Genomic DNA, 19,666 nt, shown 5'->3' with positions numbered 1-19,666 from the left:
CCTCACGCCCGCATCTGGCGCGGCGCGCGGCGTCCGGTAGCTTCGCGGGGACGGACATCTCGCGTCCCGGGCGGCGGACGGCACGGCCGCGCGGATCCACCATCGGGGGACCTGGAAGCCATGCGCACACCACATGCCCGGATCGTCGCCGGATCCGCCGTCTCACTCCTGGCCGGCACCGCCCTCCTCGCGGGCGGCGCTTCCCGACTGGCCGGCCAGACGCCGGGTGACGAGGTGCGGCGCCTCGCCGAACATCCCGCCGTGCGGAGCGCCTTCGGGATCATCGAGGAACTCGAACCGAGGACGGTCCGCGAACTCATCGAACTCACGCAGGTCCCGGCGCCCCCGTTCATGGAGGATGAGCGCGCCCGGGTCTACGCGGAGTGGCTCCGCGAGGCCGGTGCCGACTCCGTGTTCATCGACGAGGAGGGCAACGCGATCGGGATCCGATACGGCCGGGGCGGCGCGCGGGGATCGACGTCGGAGGGGGAGCGGCGGACCGTGGCGCTGTCGGGGCACCTCGACACGGTGTTCCCCGAGTTCGTCGACGTGACGGTCGCGCAGCGCGGAGACACGCTGTTCGCCCCCGGCATCGGCGACGACACGCGCGGCCTCATCGCGGTCCTCACGGTGCTGCGGGCGCTCGAGGCCGCCGGCATCGAGACGGAGGCGGACGTCCAGTTCATCGGGACCGTCGGTGAGGAAGGGCTCGGCGACCTGCGCGGGATGAAATACCTGTTTCGCGAGGGGGCGGACCCGATCCACACCTGGATCGACGTCGACGGCACGGGACTGGGGAGAATCGTGAACAAGGGGCTCGGCTCCCATCGCTTCCGCGTCATCTTCCGGGGCCCGGGCGGCCATTCGTGGGGGGCGTTCGGGCTCGCGAACCCGGCCCACGCGCTGGGACGCGGGGTCCGCCACTTTCAGGACGTGGCGGATACGCTCACCCGCTCGGGGCCTCGCACGAGTTACAACGTGGGCCGGATCGGAGGCGGGACCTCGGTGAACGCCATCCCCTTCGAGGCGTGGATGGAGGTGGACATGCGGTCGGAGAGCGCGGAGAGCCTCGGGCGCATCGACACCGCCTTCCGGGGGGCGATGCGCCGGGCGCTGGCGGAGGAAAACGCCCTGCGCCGGGCCGGACCCGAGATCGAACTCGAACTGGACCAGATCGGAGACCGTCCCTCGGGAGAGGTCGCGGACGACCATCCCCTTGTCGAGCGGGCGATCGAGGTCATGCGGATCTTCGGGACCGAGCCCGAACTCACGCGCTCTTCCACCGACTCGAACATCCCGATCGCACTCGGCATCCCCGCGGTGACGATCGGAAGCGGCGGCGTGGGAGGCGGCGCCCACTCACCCGCCGAATGGTGGATCAACCGCGACGGCCACCTCGGGATCCAGGCGAACCTCCTCCTGCTGGTGAGCGAGGCGGGCCTGGCCGAGACCATCCCCTGAACACCCCCCGGCGGGCCGCCGGCGCCGGGTTCGGCCTTCACACGGCGGCGGCGGTCGTCGTCGCCAACATGATCGGAACCGGCGTCTTCACGAGCCTCGGATTCCAGCTCGAGTCCCTGAGGTCCGGGTTCGCCCTCCTCATGCTGTGGGTCGTGGGCGGGGTCGCGGCCGTGTGCGGCGCCCTCACCTACGCCGAGCTGGGGTCGACGATCCGGCGCTCCGGGGGCGAATACACCTTCCTCTCGCACATCTACCACCCGGCGGCCGGCTTCGTCTCGGGCTGGATCTCGGCCACGATCGGGTTCGCGGCCCCCACGGCGCTGGCCGCGATCACGTTCGGGACGTACCTCTCGTCCGTCTTTCCGGTGCTACCCTCCCGGTGGCTCGCCGTCGGGCTCGTCGTGCTGCTCTCCGTCGTCCATGGACGCACGCACCGCACCTCGGGCGGCTTTCAGCGCTGGTCGACGACGGCCAAGGTCGCGCTGATTCTCGCCTTCGTCGCGGCCGGGCTGTCTCTCGTCGCGGAACCCCGGGAGGTCGGCGTGCTCCCCTCGGCGGACGGCGTGTCGAACGTGTTCTCCGCCGGGTTCGCCGTGTCTCTCATCTTCGTGTCGTATTCGTATTCCGGGTGGAACGCCGCGACGTACGTGACGGGCGAACTCCGCGACCCGCGGCGCACGCTCCCCCGCGCGCTGGCGACCGGGACGCTGCTCGTGATGCTGCTCTACGTCGGACTCAACTACGTCTTCCTGCGGGCCGCCCCCGCCGAGGAAATGGTGGGACGGCTCGAGGTGGGATACATCGCGGCGGGGTACATATTCGGGCCGGTGGGGGCCGACCTGATGGGGATCACCCTCGCGCTCCTCCTCGTCTCCACGGTGAGCGCCATGGTGCTCGCGGGTCCGCGCGTCCTTCACGCGATCGGCGAGGACTACCCGACCTTCCGGTTCCTGAGTTCGATCAATGCGCGCGGGACGCCCGGGGCGGCTATCTTCACGCAGGCGGCGATCAGCCTCCTCTTCATCCTCACGGAGTCCTTCGAAACGATCCTCGTCTTCTCCGGTTTCACGATGGGCCTCAACACGTTCCTGGCGGCGGGCGGGGTGTTCCTCCTTCGCCGGCGGCAGGCCTCGGGCGGACAGTCCGCGACGGGCGATGGACCCGCCGACGAACCGTACCGGGCCTGGGGCTATCCCGTCACGCCGCTCGTCTTCCTTGCGGTGACGGGTTGGACGCTGGCCTACATCCTCCGCGACCGCCCACTTGAGGCGGGGCTGGGACTGGGGCTCATCGCGGTCGGCCTCGGCATCTATGCCGTGACGCGGGCCCGCGACCGAAGGACCCGCGCTTGAACCCGAGCCCGCAGGCGGCTTCCCCGAAGGCCCTGCTGCTCGCGTTTGCGGCGGTGTACCTGGTCTGGGGATCGACCTACCTGGCCATCCGTTTCGGCGTGGAAACGATCCCCCCCTTCCTCCTCGGCGGGACGCGCTTCCTGGCGGCGGGCGTGATCCTCGCCGTCGTGTCCCGCCGTCGGGGCGCGCCGGTCCCGAAACCTTCGGAATGGAGGGCTGCCACCGTCTCGGGCGTATTCATGGTCGTGGGTGGCAACGGACTCGTATGCTGGGCGGCGCAGTACGTGCCCTCGGGACTCACGGCTCTGCTTGTGGCCACGGTACCGCTGTGGCTGGTCGCGATCGCGCGCGTGGGGCCGGACCGCGAGGCGGCGAGCCCCATGGAAATTGCGGGACTCGTGCTGGGCCTCGGGGGCGTGGCGCTCCTCGTGGGGACCTCCGGGGCGGAAGTCGGCATTCGCGGGGCGAGCGCGAACCAGGTGGCGGCCGGAGCGCTCGTCGTCGTGGGGGCGTCCATCTGCTGGGCGATCGGCTCCATGTACAACCGGCGGGCCGCGTTGCCGCAGCCGCCGCTCTACGGCACGGCGCTGACGATGGCCGCCGGGGGCCTGATCCTCGTGCTGATCGGATTGGCGGCGGGAGAGTTCGGCCGTCTGTCGCTCGGCGACGTGTCGCTGAGATCGTGGCTATCGCTCGCCTACCTGATGGCGATGGGGTCGATCGTGGCCTTTTCGGCCTACATGTGGCTCCTGCGCACGGTGCGGCCGGCCGCCGCGGGCACGTACGCGTACGTGAACCCGGTCGTGGCGCTCTTTCTGGGCTGGTGGCTCGCGGACGAGGCGTTCACGCTGCCGATGCTGGCGGGCACCGTGATCATCGTGGTGGGAGTCGTGCTGGTACAGCGGGGGCGGGCGCCGAAGGGCGGCCCGAGGCCGGCGACCGTGCGGGCGCCTGCCTCCAGGTAGCCCCCCCGCGCGGTCAGAGGGAGAGCGGAGGCCGACGCCGTTGCTGCTGTTCGGCCACGTATTCCCGGTACGTCTCCAGCTGCTCTTCGGTCAGCACCTCGGCCAGCTTCGTCTCCGTCTCCTGCTGGAACTCCTGCATCATCTGCATCATGGCGTTCCGGTCCATCGAACCCCGCGCGGCCTGGAAACGCTCGCGGCGGCTCTCCGCCTGGGTCTCAAGGATTTCCCGGACCTTCACGACCTGCTCCTCATCCAGCGCGAGCCGCTCCGTGAGGGCCGTCATCTGGTCGTCGAGACTCATGCCGAAGCCTCGGGCCCCTCGCTGAGCCTGCGCCTCGAGCGGCGCCGCGGCGGCGAGTGCGACCAGTACGAGAGCGAATGCTCCGATCGTCTTTCTCATCGATATCCTCCCTTTCCTGCCTTCTTCCTTGCCTGTTCCCCGTCTGCGTTCCCCTGCCTGCTTCCCCTGCCTGCTTCCCCTGCCTGCTTCCCCCTGCGTCAGGTGCAGCCCCTTCACTCGAAACTGACACGGATCCCACGGGAAACGTTATCGGCCCTTGCGCCGGACGCGTCGCATGCGCTCAGCTACGAAAGGGGGCCGACGACCGGCCGCCGGCGCTGGTCATAGGGGTTCGCACCGAAGTTCGGACGGAGGTTCGCATGGGGTTGCATCGTCGTTTCTGCAGCATCGCGGTGCTGGGGACCGCGCTCCTGGCGCCGGGCTGTGCGCGAGAGGAGTCCCCGGCGGAGGAGCAGCGCCCGGCAGAAGGAGACGAGGCGGCCCACGAGCGCTCGCACATCGCGGGCATGGCGGCGCACCACATCTGCGCGGGCGTCTTCGTCGTCGGACGCGACTACGAGCGTTCCGTGGACGAGGTCGTGGCGCAGGACATCCGGCGTTTCCCGTTGTTCAACTGGCAGGATGACTTCGAGTACGGGGTGAACTTCGAGACGCGCACCGCCTCCGTGTCGGCAGCCGATTTCGGCACGCGCTCCGCCGAGTACAACGGGGACCAGGGGTGCACGATCCTGCCCGCCGAACTCGACGACGTGACGTACGAACCGCAGGTCGTCGAGCGGCTCATCCCCGACCCCAACGCCACCGCGTGGCCGACGGGCGATGTCGGCGCCTACCACGACCCGCCGCCGCCGGAGGTCGACATGGAGGCGCTCGAGGCGGCCCTCGACTGGACGATGGCCCAGAGCGAGCACAACACGCGGGCGCTCGTCGTCATCTACGCGGGCAAGATCCTCGGCGAGCGCTACGCGCCCGGCTTCACGCGCAATACGCCGCAGATCTCGTGGTCCCAGGGGAAGAGCATCGCGAGCGCCCTCGTCGGCGCGGCGATCCAGGCCGGCCACCTCGACGCCGGACTCGACGACCCGGTGCCCGTGCCCGAGTGGCACGGAGAGGACGACCCGCGCAGGGAGATCCGCATCCGGGACATCCTGAACATGAGTTCGGGCCTCGATTTCCTGAACCTGGGCCTGACGGACTCGCTGTCGTGGACGCACACGAACGAACACTTCCAGATCTACTTCGAGGGGATCGATGTGTTCGAGCATGCGATCGACCAGCCGATGGACACCCTGCCGGGCGCGATCTTCCGCTACCGAAACTCCGACCCGCTCACGGCGAACCGGATCGTGCGACAGGCGGCCGAGGCGCGGGGGGAGGACTGGCTCACGTATCCCCAGCGCATCCTGTTCGACCGCATCGGGGCGCGGAACTACGTCCTCGAGACGGACGCGTGGGGCAACTTCATCATCTCCGGCTACGACTACGGGAGCGCCTGGGACTGGGCCCGGTTCGGCCTCCTCCACCTGTGGGACGGCGTGTGGCCGACGCCCGACGGCGGAAGCGACCGCATCCTGCCCGAAGGCTGGGTGGACTTCGTGAGCACGCCGGCTCCCGGTGCCGAGGCGCTGCAGTACGGCGGGCTGTTCTGGCTCAATCGAGGCGGCTCGCTGCCCCGCGCCCCGGAGGACGCCTACTGGGCGGCGGGATTCATGGGACAGTACACGGCCATCATCCCTTCGTACGATCTCGTGATCGTCCGGCTCGGGCCGAGTCCCGGCGACACCGGGGCGTATCTGTCGGACATCATCGGCGAGGTGACCGATGCGATCGACCGCTAGCCCGTCCGCCCTTCTGCGCGGCGGCGCCGGCCCCCTGGTCACGGCCGTCGCCTTCCTGGTGCCCGGCTGTGCGCCGGAGCCGGATTCGCCGGAATCGGACGCGCGGGCCGAAACGGAGGTGGAAGACGAGGCCCATATCCGCGGGCACGTCGCCGGGATGTCCGCGCACCACCTCTGCGCCGGCGTGTTCGTCGTGGGCCGGGATTACGAACGCTCCGTCGAGGAAGTCGTAGCGCAGGACATCCGTCCCTTCGACCGGTTCGACTGGCAGGACGACTTCGAGTACGCGGTGGACTTCGAGACGCGGACGGCCTCGGTCTCGGGATATGGAGTCCCGACGCAGTACGCAGAGTACAACGGGGACCAGGGCTGCACGCTCCTCCCGGCCGGGTTCGAGGATGTGACCTTCGAGCCCGTGGTCGTCGAGCGCCTGAGCCCGGATCCCGAGGCAACTGCATGGCCAACGGGAGACGTGGGCGCGTACCACGACCCCCCGCCCGCCGAGGTCGACATGGCTGCGCTCGGAGCAGCGCTCGACTGGGCGATGGCCCAGACCGAGCACAACACGCGGGCGGTCGTCGTCATCTACGCGGGGAAGATCCTCGGCGAGCGCTACGCCCCGGGCTTCACGCGCAACACGCCGCAGATCTCGTGGTCACAGGGGAAGAGCATCGCGAGCGCCCTTGTCGGGGCCGCGATCCAGGCCGGCCACCTCGACGCCGGACTCGACGATCCCGCGCCGGTGCCCGAGTGGCAGGGAGCCGATGACCCGCGCCGGGAGATCCGCATCCGCGACCTCCTGAACATGAGTTCGGGGCTGGATTTCCTGAACCTGGGCTCGGATCCGGTGCTCCGCTGGACGCATGCCCACGAACACTCCCGGATCTACTTCGAGGGGATCGACGTGTTCGAGCACGCGATCGACCAGCCGATGGACACGCTGCCGGGCGCGATCTTCCGCTACCGGAACTCCGACCCGCTGACGGCGACGCGCATCGTGCGGCAGGCCGTCGAGGCGCGCGAAGAGGACTGGCTCACCTACCCGCAGCGCATCCTGTTCGACCGCATCGGGGCGCGGAACTACGTCCTCGAGACGGATGCCTGGGGCAACTTCATCATCACCGGCTACGATTATGGGAGCGCGTGGGACTGGGCGAGGTTCGGCCTCCTCCACCTGTGGGACGGCGTGTGGCCGACCCCGGACGGCGGGTCCGACCGCATCCTCCCCGAGGGCTGGGTGGACTTCGTGAGCACGCCCGCTCCCGGCGCCGAACTCCTCGAGTACGGCGGGTTGTTCTGGCTCAATCGAGGCGGCGCCTTCCCCCGCGCGCCGGAGGACGCCTACTGGGCGGCGGGGGCCATGGGGCAGTACACCGCCATCATCCCGTCCCGGGACGTGGTGATCGTCCGGCTCGGGCCGAGTCCCGGCGACCACGGCGAATACATGTCGGACATCATCGGAGAGGTGACCGCGGCAATCGACCGGTAGCCGTCCGTCATCGTAATGTGTAGACCTGTTCCCCCCAAGCCCCGGGGGCGTCATCCACTTCCCGTCTCCAGGAGGATCTCGTGTACTCGGTGACCCGTTTCCGGAAGCTGCTTCCCGTTCTCCTCTTCCTCCTCAGCCCCGTTTCGATCCTGGCGCAGGACTCCGGGGGCGGACTGCCTTCAATCGAGGACAAGACGGCCTCGATGCGGGCCATCGACGGCTTCGTCCCAATGTACTGGGAAGGCTCGAGCGGCAAGCTGTGGCTCGAGATCTCGCGCTGGGACACGGACATCCTCCACACGACGGGGCTCGCCTCCGGGCTGGGGTCGAACGACATCGGCCTCGACCGGGGGGCGCTCGCCGGCTCGCGCCTCGTGCGCTTCCACCGGGTCGGGCCGAAGGTGCTGCTGATCCAGCCGAACCTCGACTTTCGGGCGAGCAGCCCGAACCCGCGCGAAGTGCAGGCGGTGACGGACGCGTTCGCGCCATCGACGCTGTGGGGCTTCACGGCGGCTGCGGAGACGGACGGCCGCGTGCTCGTGGACGGGACGGACTTCTTCGTGCGCGACATGATCAACTGGGCGCAGCGGCTGCGCCCCGGGACGTACCGGTTCGACGCGGGCCGAAGCGCCGTATACCTGCCGATGACGATGGGGTTCCCGGAGAACACGGAGATCGAGGCGTCGCTCACCTTCGTCCGCCAGCCGGGGAGCGGCGGCGGCTTCGGCGGTTTCGGGGGTGGCGGCGGGGCGTTCGAAGGCGTCGGGAACGTGGCCTCGACCGGCGAGGCGGCGACGATCCGACTCCATCACTCTTTCGTGCAGCTGCCGGAGTTGGGGGAGTACACGCCGCGGGCCTTCGATCCGAGGGCCGGCTACGGAGCCATGAGCTTCGCGGACTATTCGGCGCCGCTGGGAGAGGACATGCGGCAGCGGTTCATCCGCCGGCACCGGCTCGAGAAGCGGGACCCGTCGGCGGCGATGAGCGAGCCCGTCGAACCGCTCGTCTACTACCTGGATCCGGGGGCGCCGGAGCCGATCCGGACCGCGCTGCTCGAGGGAGCCCGGTGGTGGAACCAGGCGTTCGAGGCGGCGGGCTTCCTGAACGCGTTTCAGGTGGAGATGCTGCCGGAGGGCGTGAGTTCGCACGACGTGCGCTACAACGTGATCAACTGGGTGCACCGCTCGACGCGTGGCTGGAGCACGGGCGGCTCCGTCACCGACCCCCGCACGGGTGAGATCCTCAAGGGGGTGGTGACGCTCGGCTCGCTCCGGTGGCGGCAGGACTATCTGATCGCCGAGGGTCTCCTCTCGCCCTACGCCAACGGCGACGAAGTGCCGGAGGACCTCGCGGAGTGGGCGTTGGCGCGGATCCGGCAGCTGTCGGCGCACGAGGTGGGACACACGCTCGGCCTCGTTCACAACTACTACGACAGCAACCGCGGCCGGATCTCGGTGATGGACTATCCCCACCCGCTCGTGACGCTGGGCGAAGCCGGGGGGCTCGATTATTCCGAGGTCTATGACGTGGACATCGGAGAGTGGGACGAAGTCGCGATCGTGTACGGGTATTCGGAGTTCCCGGAGGGAGCCGACGAAGCCGCCGAGCTGCAGCGGATCCTCGATGAAGCCTGGGACGAGGATCTCATCCTCTTCACGAACCAGGACATCAACGTCCACGCACGCGCGGACCAGTGGTCGAACGGGGTGGACGCGGCGGCGGAACTCGAGCGGATGATGGACGTGCGGCGGCACTCGCTCGACCGGTTCGGCGAGACCGCGATCCGCGCGGGGCGGCCGATCGTGATGGTCGAGGAGGCGCTGGTCCCACTCTACATGCACCACCGCTACCAGGTGGACGCGGCCGCCTCGCTGCTCGGTGGGCAGGAATACGTCTACGCCTTCCGCGGCGACGGGCGGACGCCCATGAAGCGGGTCTCCGGCGACGCGCAGCGGGCCGCGCTGCGGGCGCTCGGCAGGACGCTGGCGGTGCGGGAACTCGCGGTGCCGGCGGGGGTGCTCGATCTGCTGCCGCCCCGACCGCCGGGCTTCGGCCGCACGCGGGAGACGTTCCCGCGCTACACGGGACAGGCCTTCGATGCGGTCACGCCGGCGGTCGTGGCGGCGGACCATACCGTGTCGCGCGTGCTGGAGCCGTCGCGCGCGGCGCGGCTCGTGCAGCAGCACGCGCTCGATCCCGAACTGCCGGGGCTCGCCGAGGTGCTGACGGCGCTGGTCGATGCGGTTCGTCCGGAGTCGAACGAGACGCTCTATCACACCGAACTGCGGCTCGCGGCCTACCGAGTGCTCGTGGACCGCATCATGGCGCTGGCGGATCAGGCTTCCATGCCGCACGTGCGGGCCCTTGCCACCCGGAAGCTGGTGGAACTGAGAGCCGAAATGGCCGCGAATCCGCCGCCGGAGAGCGATGCGGCCTTCGTGCAACTGGTCGACCGGGACATCGAGCGCTTCCTCGAGAAGCCTTCACCGCCCTACGAGATGCCGGGGACGCCGAACGCGCCACCAGGCGCGCCGATCGGCCAGCCCGCGATGGAGTGGTTGGCGCGTGACGTATGGTCGATGGCCGGGCCCGCAGGCTGGGCCGCACAGTGGCTCGGAGACGCCCCGGTGTGCTCGGCCGCGCCTGATGGTTTCTGACCTTCGACCATAACTTCCGACCGGCCGTGACGGCATCCGACCGGCCGTCGCGGTTTCGGACGGGGGCACGTCTCCGGCGTCGGCGCGTTCTCAGCTGGCGATCGGGAGCGCCTGAACCGCGTCCAGCAGCTGCCGCTGGTTCTCGCGCATGCCTGCCCGCACGTCGTGGATCGCCGTGCTCATCTCGACGCGAAGACCGCCGATCTCGGCGCGAAGGTCGCCTATGTCGGCCTTCACTTCCGAGCGGAGACCGCCCATCTCCGAGCGGAGACCGCCCATCTCGGCGCGAAGGTCACTCACCTCGGCCTTCACCTCAGAGCGGAAACCGCGTATCTCCTCGCGAACCTCTCCGAGCCCGGTCGTGAGCCGATGGTCGAACCGGTCGATACGAGCCTCCATGTGCTCCAGGTCGTTGTCCCGGAGTTCCTTGATCGCCTCCCTCAGGTCCGTCCGGACGCCAGCGATGCCCTCCTGCATGTCCGCACGAACGCCGGCGATGCCCTCCTGCATGTCCGCGCGAACACCGGCGATGGCCTCCTTCATGCCCGCGCGGACGCCGGCGATGCCCTCCTGCATGTCCGCACGGACGCCGGCGATGGCCTCATGACAGGCGGCGATGTCGGCCTTCGTATCGGCGCGAAGCCCCGCGACCGCCGCCACCATGTCCGTGCGAACGGCGTGTATGACCCGCCACAGCACGAGCGCCATGGTGAGGCCGGTTCCAACGACGGAACCAAGCAGCAGGATCGTATCGTTCATGTCGGCGTTTCGTTCGGCATCGCCATCGACCTCTCCCCTATCGCAGCCCAAAGGTAACGCGTTCGGGCCCACTCCCGAACCAGACGCGTAGCGGGGCGGAACCGCAAAGCGCCCGGCCACGCCACGAGTTCAGGATGACGGATGCCGATCAACCGGCTATCAAGAGTGGGGCGGGAGCGAGAGCGAGGAGGAGGGATCGGCCGCGCGCCAGCGGGACGGGTGCCCGAGTCAGCTGTAGCCGATCGCGAGGGCGATGACGAGGGCGACGGCTCCGAGCGCCATGAGCATGAGGTAGCGCGGGATGACGAAGCGCAGCCAGGACTCGTAGCGCACGCCGCTCGCGGCCAGGATCGCCATGAGCGCGCCGTTCGTGGGCGTGATCAGTTCGCACAGCCCCGCCCCGTACTGGTAGGCGAGGATCGTGATCTGCCGCGAGAGCCCGAGCAGGTCCGAGAGGGGGACGAGGACCGGGAGCGTCAGCACCGCCTGGCCGCTCACGCTGGGCACGGCGAAGTGCAGCACGCCCTGCGCGGCCGACATGCCGATGGCCGAAAGCGCGAGCGGCAGATCCGCGAGCGGGACGAACAGCCCGCGCACGATCGTGTCGATGATGCGTCCGTCGACCATGACCACGTAGATCGCGTGCGCGAAGCCGATGAGGAGCGCCGCGTACCCCATCGAGCGGAAGCCCTCCGCGTAGGCCTGCGCCGTCCCCGTCACGCCGAGCCGTCCGATGATCCCCACCACGACGCCCATGATGAAGAAGAGCGCGGACATGTGGTCGAAGTCCCACCCCCGGGACAGCAGCCCCCACACGAGGATGGCGAAGGTCGCGGCGACGATCGCGAAGATGGTCCCGTCCCTCCAGTCGAACGCGGCATCCGGTTCGGAGGCGTCCGCCTCTTCCGGGGCAACCCGGGTTCGGGCGGCGTAGCGCATCGTCCACCAGATCCACAGACCGAGGGCAATGGCCAGGAAGAGCAGGCGGAATCCGCTGCCGGAGCCCAGCGGCACCTCCGCGACCCTCTGCGCGGTCACGACCTGAAACGGGTTGATGGGACTGAACGCCGATCCCACGAAGGCGGAGCCCGCGCTCACGGCCACCCCCACCATCGGCGAGTAGCCGAGCCGCTTCGTGAGCAGCATGAGCGCCGGAACGAGAGGGATGATCTCCTCCTGCATGTTCTCCGTCACGCCGCCCGCCCCGAAGGCGAGACACACGACGGGGATCGCATAAATTTCATTCCCCTTGAGCACCCGAACCAGCCAGGCGATGCCGCGCCGGAGCGCCCCCGTCGCGTCGAACACGGCGAACGCGCCGCCGATGAGGAAGATCAGGAACACGACATCGGCGCGCTGCGCCATCCCCCGCGGGATCGCGACGATGGCCTCGAACGCCCCGATGCGGTTGGCCTCGACTTCGTGATAGGTCCCGGGCACGACGACGCTGCGCCCGGTCTCCGGATCATCCCGCCGGTCGTATTCCCCCGCCGGCAGCACGTACGACAGCGCCGCAGCCGCCAGGATCGCGACCGTCAGCAGCGTCAGCGGATGCGGAAACCGAAGCTTCCGCATCAGAAGGGACAGACCTCCCTGGTCGGCCGCATACCGTCCGCACTCTCAAGGCGGAGGCGGAGCACGTAGCTCAAGTCCAGCGCGTCGCGGGCGATTCCGTGGATCACGCCTCTCGAGCCGAGGTCGATGGGTTCCACCGTTTCGCCTCTAAACCGGACAGCCGCGATTCGCTCCGACGCGGAGACCTCCCCCCGATAGCGTCCGCAGTTGTCGAACAGATCCCAGGTGGGGTCTTCGTTCGCGTCGTCCCGGTACCGCAGCACCCAGAGCCAGCCCTCCGGCGACACGTCCAGACCCGCAATCAGGGGTTCGAACTCGGAATCGTCGGAATCGTCCGGAGGGGGCGGGGGCGGGTTGCCGAGTTCGATCGTACGGAGGGTGTCCCCGGCGAACGTCACTTCGTGGAAACGATAGGCTGCCCTGTTCGCCACCCAGACGGTTTCTCCCCGCGTAAACCCCCAGACGCGTCTCGGAATGGAACTCCTGATCGTGCCGCCAACCGTAATGGTCCCGCCGCTGCTACTCGTCGGCGCGGATTGGCTCGTCACGACTCGGACCCTGAGAAGCAGCGAATCCCGGGGCGGGAAGGGATTCGGATGCTCCGGGTAGACCGGCAAGCGTACGCCGTACGTACGCATTTGCGTAACGGTCTCGTCTCCTGAAGTCGTGCGGTCGCTGACAATCACCTGCCGATAGATGAAGCCCTCTCCGTCGGCGGCGACGATCATGCCGCGACGTAGACCCTCCCGCATCGCGCTGCCCCTGATCGGCATCCCGGGGCCGAAGGGTTCGCCGACTCGGCTGAGTTCGTTGCCCAGAGAATCGAAACTCAACTGCTGATAGCGGTCCGCGATCCAGAGACGGTTCGGAGGCTGCCAGACGATGCGGTACTCGGGAGAGAAGCCGGAGTAACGGAACTCGCCGGGTCCTTCTCCGTCGCGGGCCATGTTTCGCAGATGCCGACCCTCGCGGTCGAAGACGCGAACCTCCCTCGAACCGTAATCCAGCACGTAGATATGGCCCATCTCGTCCACCGCGACGTCGTGCAAATCGCCGAAGACTTCGGGCCCCGTCCCGTCGACTTGGCCGAGCCGGAGTTCCTCGACCAGGCGCCATTCCCCGGGCCCGCTTCCCCGCGGCGGGGCAGGGTTCCGCACGAGGATGCGACCCCCCTCGAGGGTCTCGACGGTCACTTCCTGCGGGAAGTGTGCCCCCCCGACGCCAAGCGCGAGCGCGGGGGGCGGGAGGACCAGGAGGACGGCCGCAGCGATTGCGCTCGCCGGGCGGCGGACCCGAAGCAACGTTGTCGGCATCATCAACGATCTCTGCCGCCGACTCCGTCGCGCTCGCTGGAGACGCCGCCCTGTTCGGAGACCGGCTTGCCGATGAGCTCGAGGCCGAGGTCGCGGCCCTTCACGACGGCGGGCACGCCTTCCTCCATCCAGCGCGGCGCCGGGGCGTCGATCAGGTAGTGGTCGAAGAACTGCTGCATGCGGATCGCCCAGTCCTCCTGGTTCGCCTGTCGCCCGAGGCCGTGTCCCTCGCCGTTGTAATTGAGCATGAACACGGGCAGCCCCAGCCGGCGCATGGCGACGAACATCTCGATCCCCTGGTACCAGGGCACCGCGCCGTCCTCGTCGTTGTGGAGCATGAGGAGCGGAGTCCGGATCTTGTCCGCGAAGAAGACGGGCGAGTTGTGGACGTAGCGGTCGCGCTCGTCCCATAGAGTCCCGCCGATGCGGCTCTGCGTGCGCTCGTATTGGAACATGCGGCTCATCCCGCTCTGCCAGCGGATGCCTCCGTACGCGCTCGTCATGTTCGACACGGGCGCGCCGGCCTCCGCGGCGGCGAAGACGTTCGTCTTGGTGATCATGTAGGCGATCTGGTATCCGCCCCACGAGTGGCCCTGCACGCCGACCCGGTCCGGATCGATGAACCCCTGCGCGATGAGCGCCTGCACGCCGGGCACGACGGCGTCGAGCGCGCTCTCGCCCGGATAGCCGATCTCGTACGGGATGTCGGGGACGAACACGACGTAGCCGCGGCTCGCGTAGAAGGAGAAGCGGACCGAGGCCCGGTTCGGCAGCGGCGGCTGGTAGCTGTGCAGCCCGTCTGACATGCGCTCGTAGAAGTAGACCATGAGCGGATACTGCTGCGAGGGATCGAAGCCGTCCGGCTTGATCAGAATGCCGTCGAGCGGCGTGCGGTCGTTCGACATCCAGTGGACGAGTTCGGCACTCCCCCACCGGTACTCGTCCTGCTGCGGGTTGGCGTCGCTGACCTTGCGCGCGTTCCCGAAGTCCGAGTCTCCCACCCAAAGGTCGGGGAACTCGACGAACGTCTGGCGCGTCCACACGTAGCGTTCGGCGTCCTCGGCCTTCGCCGGCGACGCGTAGCGCACGTCGCCCATGATCAGTTCCTCGACCCGGCCCGCCTCGTCGGTCCGTCCGCGCGCGTACCCGGACGCCTTCGTTCCCATGTCGAAGACGGAGAAGAGGACGTCGCCCTCCTCGATGCCCTCGCCCGCGCCGCCACCTCCGCCGAAGCCGAACCCGAAGAAGTTGCCGCCTCCGCCCTCGGCCACGCGCTGCACCCGGTAGCGGAGGTCGGCCTCCCGCCCCTCGGTGAGACGCACGGCGGGCTCATCGCCGCTCGGGTCGACGCGCCACACGTCGTTCCGATCATACACGAGCATGGCCGCGTCGCTCTCGACCCACGTCGCGCCGCCGTACGGTGGCGGTCCCTGCGGGTGGTCGTCGAGTTCGTTGTAGAAGGCGACGGGAAGATTCCCGGTCAGGCTGCGGGCGGGTCCAGAGCCGTCCATCGGCGCGGCTTTCCAGTCCCGGTCCGCCTCGTCCCACCAGTAGGCATACGTGCCGTCGGGCGAGAGGCTGGCGCCGCCGAAGCCGCGCACCGCCTCGACGATCATGCGGCGCTCCCCTGTCAGGACGTCCACCGCGTAGGCGTCCTCGTAGCGCCCGTCCCACGAGATTTTCTGGCGGTGCGGCACGTCGCTGGTGGCCAGAACGTATTCGCTCGCGCCGGTCTCGGTGCGCGACGCGTCGGGGATGCTCGCCGTGCCCAACTGCACGACGCCGTCCCGGCCCTCGTGCACCACGGCCAGATACGACCGGTTGCGCTCGCGGTTCGCCTGCACGAGTTGCATCGGCTGCAGGTACGGGTCGCGCCAGTTCCAGATGTCGAGCGTCACGCGATCCGCGTCGAGGATCTCCTCGTCGGGCTCGGGCTCGGGACGCGGCGCGGTGCCGAAGAAGAGACGGTCCCCGTCCTCGCTGAAGGAAACGGACCCGTTTTCGCTGATCCACCACCCTGCGGGCACGCCTGACGTCTCGTGGTCGGCCACCCTCTCCGCCGCTCCGCCGTCGGACCGGTAGAGCGCGAAAGACGGCTGGTCCACCTCCCACTCGTCCACATTGCTGAGGAAGGCGAGGCGTTCGCCCGATTCGTCGAAGGCGACCTGCTCATAGTGGCCCTCCCCGGCGAGCACCTCCACGCTCTCGCCGCTGGCCGGATCCACGAGATGGATCCCGTCCCCGCCCTCGTCCTCGGTCGAGGACACGTAGGCGAGCCCGTTCCCCGCGTCGGCCACCGTGTAGGAAACGACATCGGCGTAGGTGTGCTCCGCCCCGGTATCGAGATTCAGGAGCACGAGCGGCGTCCCATCTTCCTTCTCGTGCCGCTTCTCGTACTCCGCGGAGCGCTCCTCTTCCTCCTCCGCTTCCTCTTCTTCTTCCTCGGCCTCTTCAGCCTCCTCCTCGGCTTCCTCCTCTTCGCCTTCCTCTTCTTCCTCCTCGGGAGTTTCGGAGAGGAGGTAGGCGACGAAAGCGCCCCCATCCGGCGGGACCCGGAAGGAATCGATCGGGCCGGCACGCCGGACTCCGCCGTCATCTCCGCCGCCGTCCGCGAAGGCTTCGGCCAGGTTCACGGCGGCGAGCGAGTCGCCGGGGAGATCGTCCCCGCGCTTCCCTTCGAGGCGAAGCGAGTCGACCACGGTCTTCACCGGCGGCACGCGGAAGGCGAGGTGCCGCGAGTCCCGCGTGAAGGCGGGCGAGCGACCCCGAAAGCGGCGCTCCGCTGAGCCGTCGCTGCGCGCGATCACGAGCGTGGGGTCGCCGTCCCAGGGCGTCAGGACGTAGGCGAGCCAGTCGCCATCCGCCGAAATCGTGCGGCCGCCGATGGAGTTCCAGCGGTAGGTGTCCTCGTGCTCGAGGCCCGGCTTGACCTGTTGCGCGGCCAACGCCTGGGGTGCGAGCACGAAACCGGGCGCGAGAAGGGCGCCGGCAGCCAGCGAGAGCAGGCGACGGCGGCGAATTCGGGCAGTGGACGAACCAGAGACGGGAGACATCCGACGCTCCTGTTTCGAGGGAATTGCGGGGTTCAACGCTCGGCTCAACATCAACGCTTGAATAAACATCAACGCTTGAAGTAGACGGGATCGGACGGCAGCGCGTCGACGTCCACGATCTTTCCGGCGGCCATGACGACCGACTGTTTCCGGATGTTCGCGATATCGGCAAGGGGATCGGCGTCGAGCATTAGGAGGTCGGCGAGCTTGCCGACTTCGATCGTGCCGAACTCGTCCAGCGCGCCCGAAGCGATGGCGCCGTTGCGGGTGGCGGCGACAAGCGCCTCGCCCGGCGTCATCCCCAGTTCGACGAGACCCTCGATGGCGAGGATCGTCCCGATGCCGGGCTCCTGCCAGATGGGCTTGGGCGCACGTCCGAATTCCGGCGCGACGCCCGCATAGTTGTCCGTGCCGAGAGTGGTGATGCACCCGCCGTCGATCAGCTTCTTCGCGTTCAGCCGGCGCATCTCGGTCCCGTGTCCCAGCGCCCGCTGTTCGCGGCGAATCTGGTAGCTCGTCTTCTCACGCTCCACGGGACGCCGCAGCCGCCCCCACTCGCGCGCCCGGGCTCCCTCCGCCTCGCGGGCCAGACGCTCCTCGGCCGCCGCCCGGTTCGCCAGGTGGTTCTCCCAGGCGGGGCCGGTGATCGTGTTCACGATCATAGAGCACACGATGCCGCGGTCCACGATCTGCTGGACGAGGGCGTCCGATATCTCGCGGCTCGCGAGCACTTCGGGGTGCTGGATGAGGTCGATCCCCGCTTCGACGGAGAGCCGCAGCCCCTCCGGGTTCGTGGAATGGGTCTCCGCGATGAGGCCCCGCGCGTGCGTCTCCTCGACGATCACCCGCTGGGCCTCCGGCGAGAACCCGATCAGGGTGGGGAACGCCCAGTGACTCGTCCCCCCGTACTTGAGGAAGTCCACCCCCTTGTCGAGATACTCGCGGATCCTCGCCCGCAGCTCCTCGGGATACAGGTCCATCAGATCCTCGCCCGCGCCCTGGGCGATGTGGTCGGAAAACTGTTCCTCGTAGAGCGAGAGGTCGTCCTCCGGAATGAGGGCGAAGGTGATCGAATAGGGTCCGCCCCAGCCGACGATGTTGCCGGCGACCTGGAGCCGCGGCCCGATGGCCTCGCCCGAGGCGATCGCGTCCTGCACCTGCTGGAGTTCCGGGAGCGCGCCGTAGCTGTCGCGGAGGTGGGTGACGCCGAACTTGAGGTGCATCTGCGCGGCCTCGAGCGTGAGTTCGGGCCCCATCAACCGGTAGAAGACGGAACTCTCCTTCCGATCCTTGTTGCCCCCGCCGTAAAGGGAGATGTGTACGTTCGTGTCCACGAAGCCGGGCGTGACGAACTTGCCGGCGCCGTCGATGACGCGCGCGCCATCCGGCACTTCGACCTCCGCGCGCGGACCCACGGCGGCGATGCGGTCCCCTTCCACGACGACGGTCGCATCGGCGAGAGGGGGGCCGCCGTTCCCGTCGATGAGGGTCGCGCCGACGATCGCGGTCGCCTGGCCGAGCAGCGGCCCGCTCGGGACGAGGACGGCGAGGGAGGCCAGCGTGGCGGCGACGGAGAGAGCGCGGCGGGTGGCGCGGAACATGCGGGACCTCCTCGTTTCAGCGGGTCGTGCGTAAATTGACACTAACAGCTTGCTCGGCGCGCGAGTAGCCGCCCGCTCCGGCGGGGACGCACTCGGTTGGCAGGGCGGGACAGTCCGCGTTAGGCTGTCGCATCCTGCTCATTCCGAACGCCGGCGGCGGCATGACGCGGAATCGATGGGCAGCCCGCTGGCGACCGATCACAGACGACTGACTACAGGCAAGAGATAATGGCGACGATCACAACGAGATTCCCCCTCAGCCACGTCGAGCGCTCGCGGCTCGAATCCGTCGACTTCGACAACCTTCCGTTCGGCTCGATCTGGTCGGACCACATGTTCGTGGCGGACAACATCGACGGAGAATGGACCGACGCGGAGATCCGGCCCTACGGCCCGATGCCGATCTACCCGAGTTCGAAGGGGCTCCAGTACGCCGTCTCGATGTTCGAGGGGTTCAAGGCGCACATGACGCCCGAGGGCGACCTCGCGGTCTTCCGGCCGGACATGAACCAGAAGCGGTTCAACCGCACGGCGGCCCGGTTCGTGATGCCGGAACTTCCGAAGGACCTGTTCTTCGACGCGATGCGGGAACTGCTCGATGTCGACCGCGGCTGGCTGCCCCGGGCCGATCAGGGCGCGCTCTACATCCGCCCCAGCTACTTCAGCACGGATCCGACGCTCAGCGTCGTCTCGGGCCGCTCGTTCCGCTATGTGCTGATGACGGCGCCCGTCGGACTCTACTTCACCGGGTCGGAGACGGTCAGCCTCGTGACGACGCGCAAGTTCGTGCGGGCCTTCCCCGGCGGCACCGGCGGCCACAAGCCCGCGGCCAACTACGGGCCGACGATGCTGGCTTCCCAGCAGGCGCAGGCGCAGGGGTACGACAACGTGATCTGGCTCGACGGCCACGAGGGCCGGTACGTCGAGGAGTGCGGCGTCATGAACATGTGGTTCGTCATCGACGGGACCGCGGTCACGCCCCCGCTCGAGGGGACGATCCTTCCGGGCGTCACGCGCGACTCCCTGATCCGGCTGTGCGAGGACTTCGGGATCCCGTGCGAGGTGCGCCGGATCGCCGTGGACGAACTCCTGGAGGCGCACGCCGCCGGCACGCTGGACGAGGCGTTCGGCTCGGGAACGGCTGCCACGGTGCAGCCCATCGACCGCCTCGGCCTCGACGGAACGGACGTCCTGCTACCGCAGCGTCCGGATTCCCTCGCGTCGCGGCTCAAGGCGGAACTCCACGGGATTCAGACCGGACGGGTCGAAGATCGCCACGGGTGGCTCTGGCGCCCCTAGGCG

At 68.9% G+C, this 19,666-nt stretch carries 13 protein-coding genes; 7 read left to right on the top strand and 6 right to left on the bottom strand.

Annotated elements, in window-relative coordinates:
• Nucleotides 1-120 precede the first annotated feature (120 nt).
• The 3 genes from ACQY5G_RS06290 (at nt 121) to ACQY5G_RS06280 (ending at nt 3,778) form a co-directional block, all read left to right on the top strand.
• Nucleotides 121-1,461 carry a M20/M25/M40 family metallo-hydrolase gene (locus ACQY5G_RS06290; protein WP_428278055.1) on the top strand — a complete coding sequence of 447 codons (1,341 nt, stop codon included), beginning with the start codon at nt 121-123 and terminating at the stop codon, nt 1,459-1,461.
• A gap of 68 nt (nt 1,462-1,529) precedes the next feature.
• Nucleotides 1,530-2,813 (top strand): APC family permease, encoded by a 1,284-nt coding sequence (locus ACQY5G_RS06285; RefSeq protein WP_428278053.1) that lies wholly within the window; start codon nt 1,530-1,532, stop codon nt 2,811-2,813.
• A complete protein-coding gene (locus tag ACQY5G_RS06280) occupies nt 2,810-3,778 on the top strand; it encodes an EamA family transporter (RefSeq protein WP_428278051.1) in 969 nt (322 codons plus the stop codon). The genes ACQY5G_RS06285 and ACQY5G_RS06280 overlap by 4 nt, the downstream gene beginning before the upstream one ends.
• Before the next feature lie 13 nt (nt 3,779-3,791).
• On the opposite strand, the gene ACQY5G_RS06275 is transcribed toward ACQY5G_RS06280, so the two are convergent.
• Nucleotides 3,792-4,178 (bottom strand): hypothetical protein, encoded by a 387-nt coding sequence (locus ACQY5G_RS06275; RefSeq protein WP_428278049.1) that lies wholly within the window; start codon nt 4,176-4,178, stop codon nt 3,792-3,794.
• A 260-nt stretch (nt 4,179-4,438) separates the two neighbouring features.
• Here ACQY5G_RS06275 and ACQY5G_RS06270 point away from each other — a divergent pair, with 260 nt between their 5' ends.
• From ACQY5G_RS06270 to ACQY5G_RS06260, 3 genes are all read left to right on the top strand, one after another.
• The gene (locus tag ACQY5G_RS06270) at nt 4,439-5,917 is read left to right on the top strand and encodes a serine hydrolase domain-containing protein (RefSeq protein WP_428278047.1); all 1,479 of its coding nucleotides are present in this window, start codon (nt 4,439-4,441) and stop codon (nt 5,915-5,917) included.
• Nucleotides 5,901-7,406, top strand: coding sequence for a serine hydrolase domain-containing protein (locus tag ACQY5G_RS06265; RefSeq protein ID WP_428278045.1), 1,506 nt, complete (start codon nt 5,901-5,903; stop codon nt 7,404-7,406). The genes ACQY5G_RS06270 and ACQY5G_RS06265 overlap by 17 nt, the downstream gene beginning before the upstream one ends.
• Before the next feature lie 89 nt (nt 7,407-7,495).
• A complete protein-coding gene (locus tag ACQY5G_RS06260; RefSeq protein WP_428278044.1) occupies nt 7,496-10,063 on the top strand; it encodes a zinc-dependent metalloprotease in 2,568 nt (855 codons plus the stop codon).
• Between the two features lie 90 nt (nt 10,064-10,153).
• Here the strand turns inward: ACQY5G_RS06260 and ACQY5G_RS06255 are convergent, their stop codons facing one another.
• The 5 genes from ACQY5G_RS06255 to ACQY5G_RS06235 all read right to left on the bottom strand — a co-directional run bounded on the left by ACQY5G_RS06255 (nt 10,154) and on the right by ACQY5G_RS06235 (nt 18,364).
• On the bottom strand, nt 10,154-10,822 hold the full coding sequence (locus ACQY5G_RS06255; protein ID WP_428278043.1) for a hypothetical protein: 669 nt from the start codon (nt 10,820-10,822) through the stop codon (nt 10,154-10,156).
• Nucleotides 10,823-11,050: 228 nt separating this feature from the next.
• Nucleotides 11,051-12,397: a YfcC family protein gene (locus ACQY5G_RS06250; protein WP_428278041.1), complete on the bottom strand. Its 1,347-nt coding sequence runs from the start codon at nt 12,395-12,397 to the stop codon at nt 11,051-11,053.
• Nucleotides 12,397-13,713, bottom strand: coding sequence for a hypothetical protein (locus ACQY5G_RS06245; RefSeq protein WP_428278039.1), 1,317 nt, complete (start codon nt 13,711-13,713; stop codon nt 12,397-12,399). Before ACQY5G_RS06245 ends, ACQY5G_RS06250 begins: the two co-directional genes overlap by 1 nt.
• A complete protein-coding gene (locus tag ACQY5G_RS06240; RefSeq protein WP_428278037.1) occupies nt 13,713-16,763 on the bottom strand; it encodes a prolyl oligopeptidase family serine peptidase in 3,051 nt (1,016 codons plus the stop codon). Before ACQY5G_RS06240 ends, ACQY5G_RS06245 begins: the two co-directional genes overlap by 1 nt.
• A gap of 68 nt (nt 16,764-16,831) precedes the next feature.
• A complete protein-coding gene (locus ACQY5G_RS06235; protein WP_428278035.1) occupies nt 16,832-18,364 on the bottom strand; it encodes an amidohydrolase family protein in 1,533 nt (510 codons plus the stop codon).
• Between the two features lie 228 nt (nt 18,365-18,592).
• Between ACQY5G_RS06235 and ACQY5G_RS06230 the strand changes: the two genes are divergently transcribed.
• The gene (locus ACQY5G_RS06230) at nt 18,593-19,663 is read left to right on the top strand and encodes a branched-chain amino acid aminotransferase (protein ID WP_428278033.1); all 1,071 of its coding nucleotides are present in this window, start codon (nt 18,593-18,595) and stop codon (nt 19,661-19,663) included.
• The last annotated feature ends 3 nt before the right edge of the window (nt 19,664-19,666 follow it).

It is taken from the genome of Candidatus Palauibacter sp., from assembly GCF_965261555.1.
Taxonomy (GTDB): Bacteria; Gemmatimonadota; Gemmatimonadetes; order Palauibacterales; family Palauibacteraceae; genus Palauibacter.
Note: the sequence above shows the minus strand (reverse complement) of the source record. Positions and strands in the feature narration are given on the sequence as shown.

Excerpts from the sequence above, each read along its gene's own strand:
- ACQY5G_RS06265 (WP_428278045.1), top strand. The coding sequence starts at position 5,901 with ATGCGATCGACCGCTAGCCCGTCCGCCCTTCTGCGCGGCGGCGCCGGC.
- ACQY5G_RS06250 (WP_428278041.1), bottom strand. The coding sequence starts at position 12,397 with ATGCGGAAGCTTCGGTTTCCGCATCCGCTGACGCTGCTGACGGTCGCG.
- ACQY5G_RS06285 (WP_428278053.1), top strand. The coding sequence starts at position 1,530 with ATGATCGGAACCGGCGTCTTCACGAGCCTCGGATTCCAGCTCGAGTCC.
- ACQY5G_RS06235 (WP_428278035.1), bottom strand. The coding sequence starts at position 18,364 with ATGTTCCGCGCCACCCGCCGCGCTCTCTCCGTCGCCGCCACGCTGGCC.
- ACQY5G_RS06255 (WP_428278043.1), bottom strand. The coding sequence starts at position 10,822 with ATGAACGATACGATCCTGCTGCTTGGTTCCGTCGTTGGAACCGGCCTC.
- ACQY5G_RS06230 (WP_428278033.1), top strand. The coding sequence starts at position 18,593 with ATGGCGACGATCACAACGAGATTCCCCCTCAGCCACGTCGAGCGCTCG.
- ACQY5G_RS06245 (WP_428278039.1), bottom strand. The coding sequence starts at position 13,713 with ATGATGCCGACAACGTTGCTTCGGGTCCGCCGCCCGGCGAGCGCAATC.
- ACQY5G_RS06275 (WP_428278049.1), bottom strand. The coding sequence starts at position 4,178 with ATGAGAAAGACGATCGGAGCATTCGCTCTCGTACTGGTCGCACTCGCC.
- ACQY5G_RS06270 (WP_428278047.1), top strand. The coding sequence starts at position 4,439 with ATGGGGTTGCATCGTCGTTTCTGCAGCATCGCGGTGCTGGGGACCGCG.
- ACQY5G_RS06240 (WP_428278037.1), bottom strand. The coding sequence starts at position 16,763 with ATGTCTCCCGTCTCTGGTTCGTCCACTGCCCGAATTCGCCGCCGTCGC.
- ACQY5G_RS06290 (WP_428278055.1), top strand. The coding sequence starts at position 121 with ATGCGCACACCACATGCCCGGATCGTCGCCGGATCCGCCGTCTCACTC.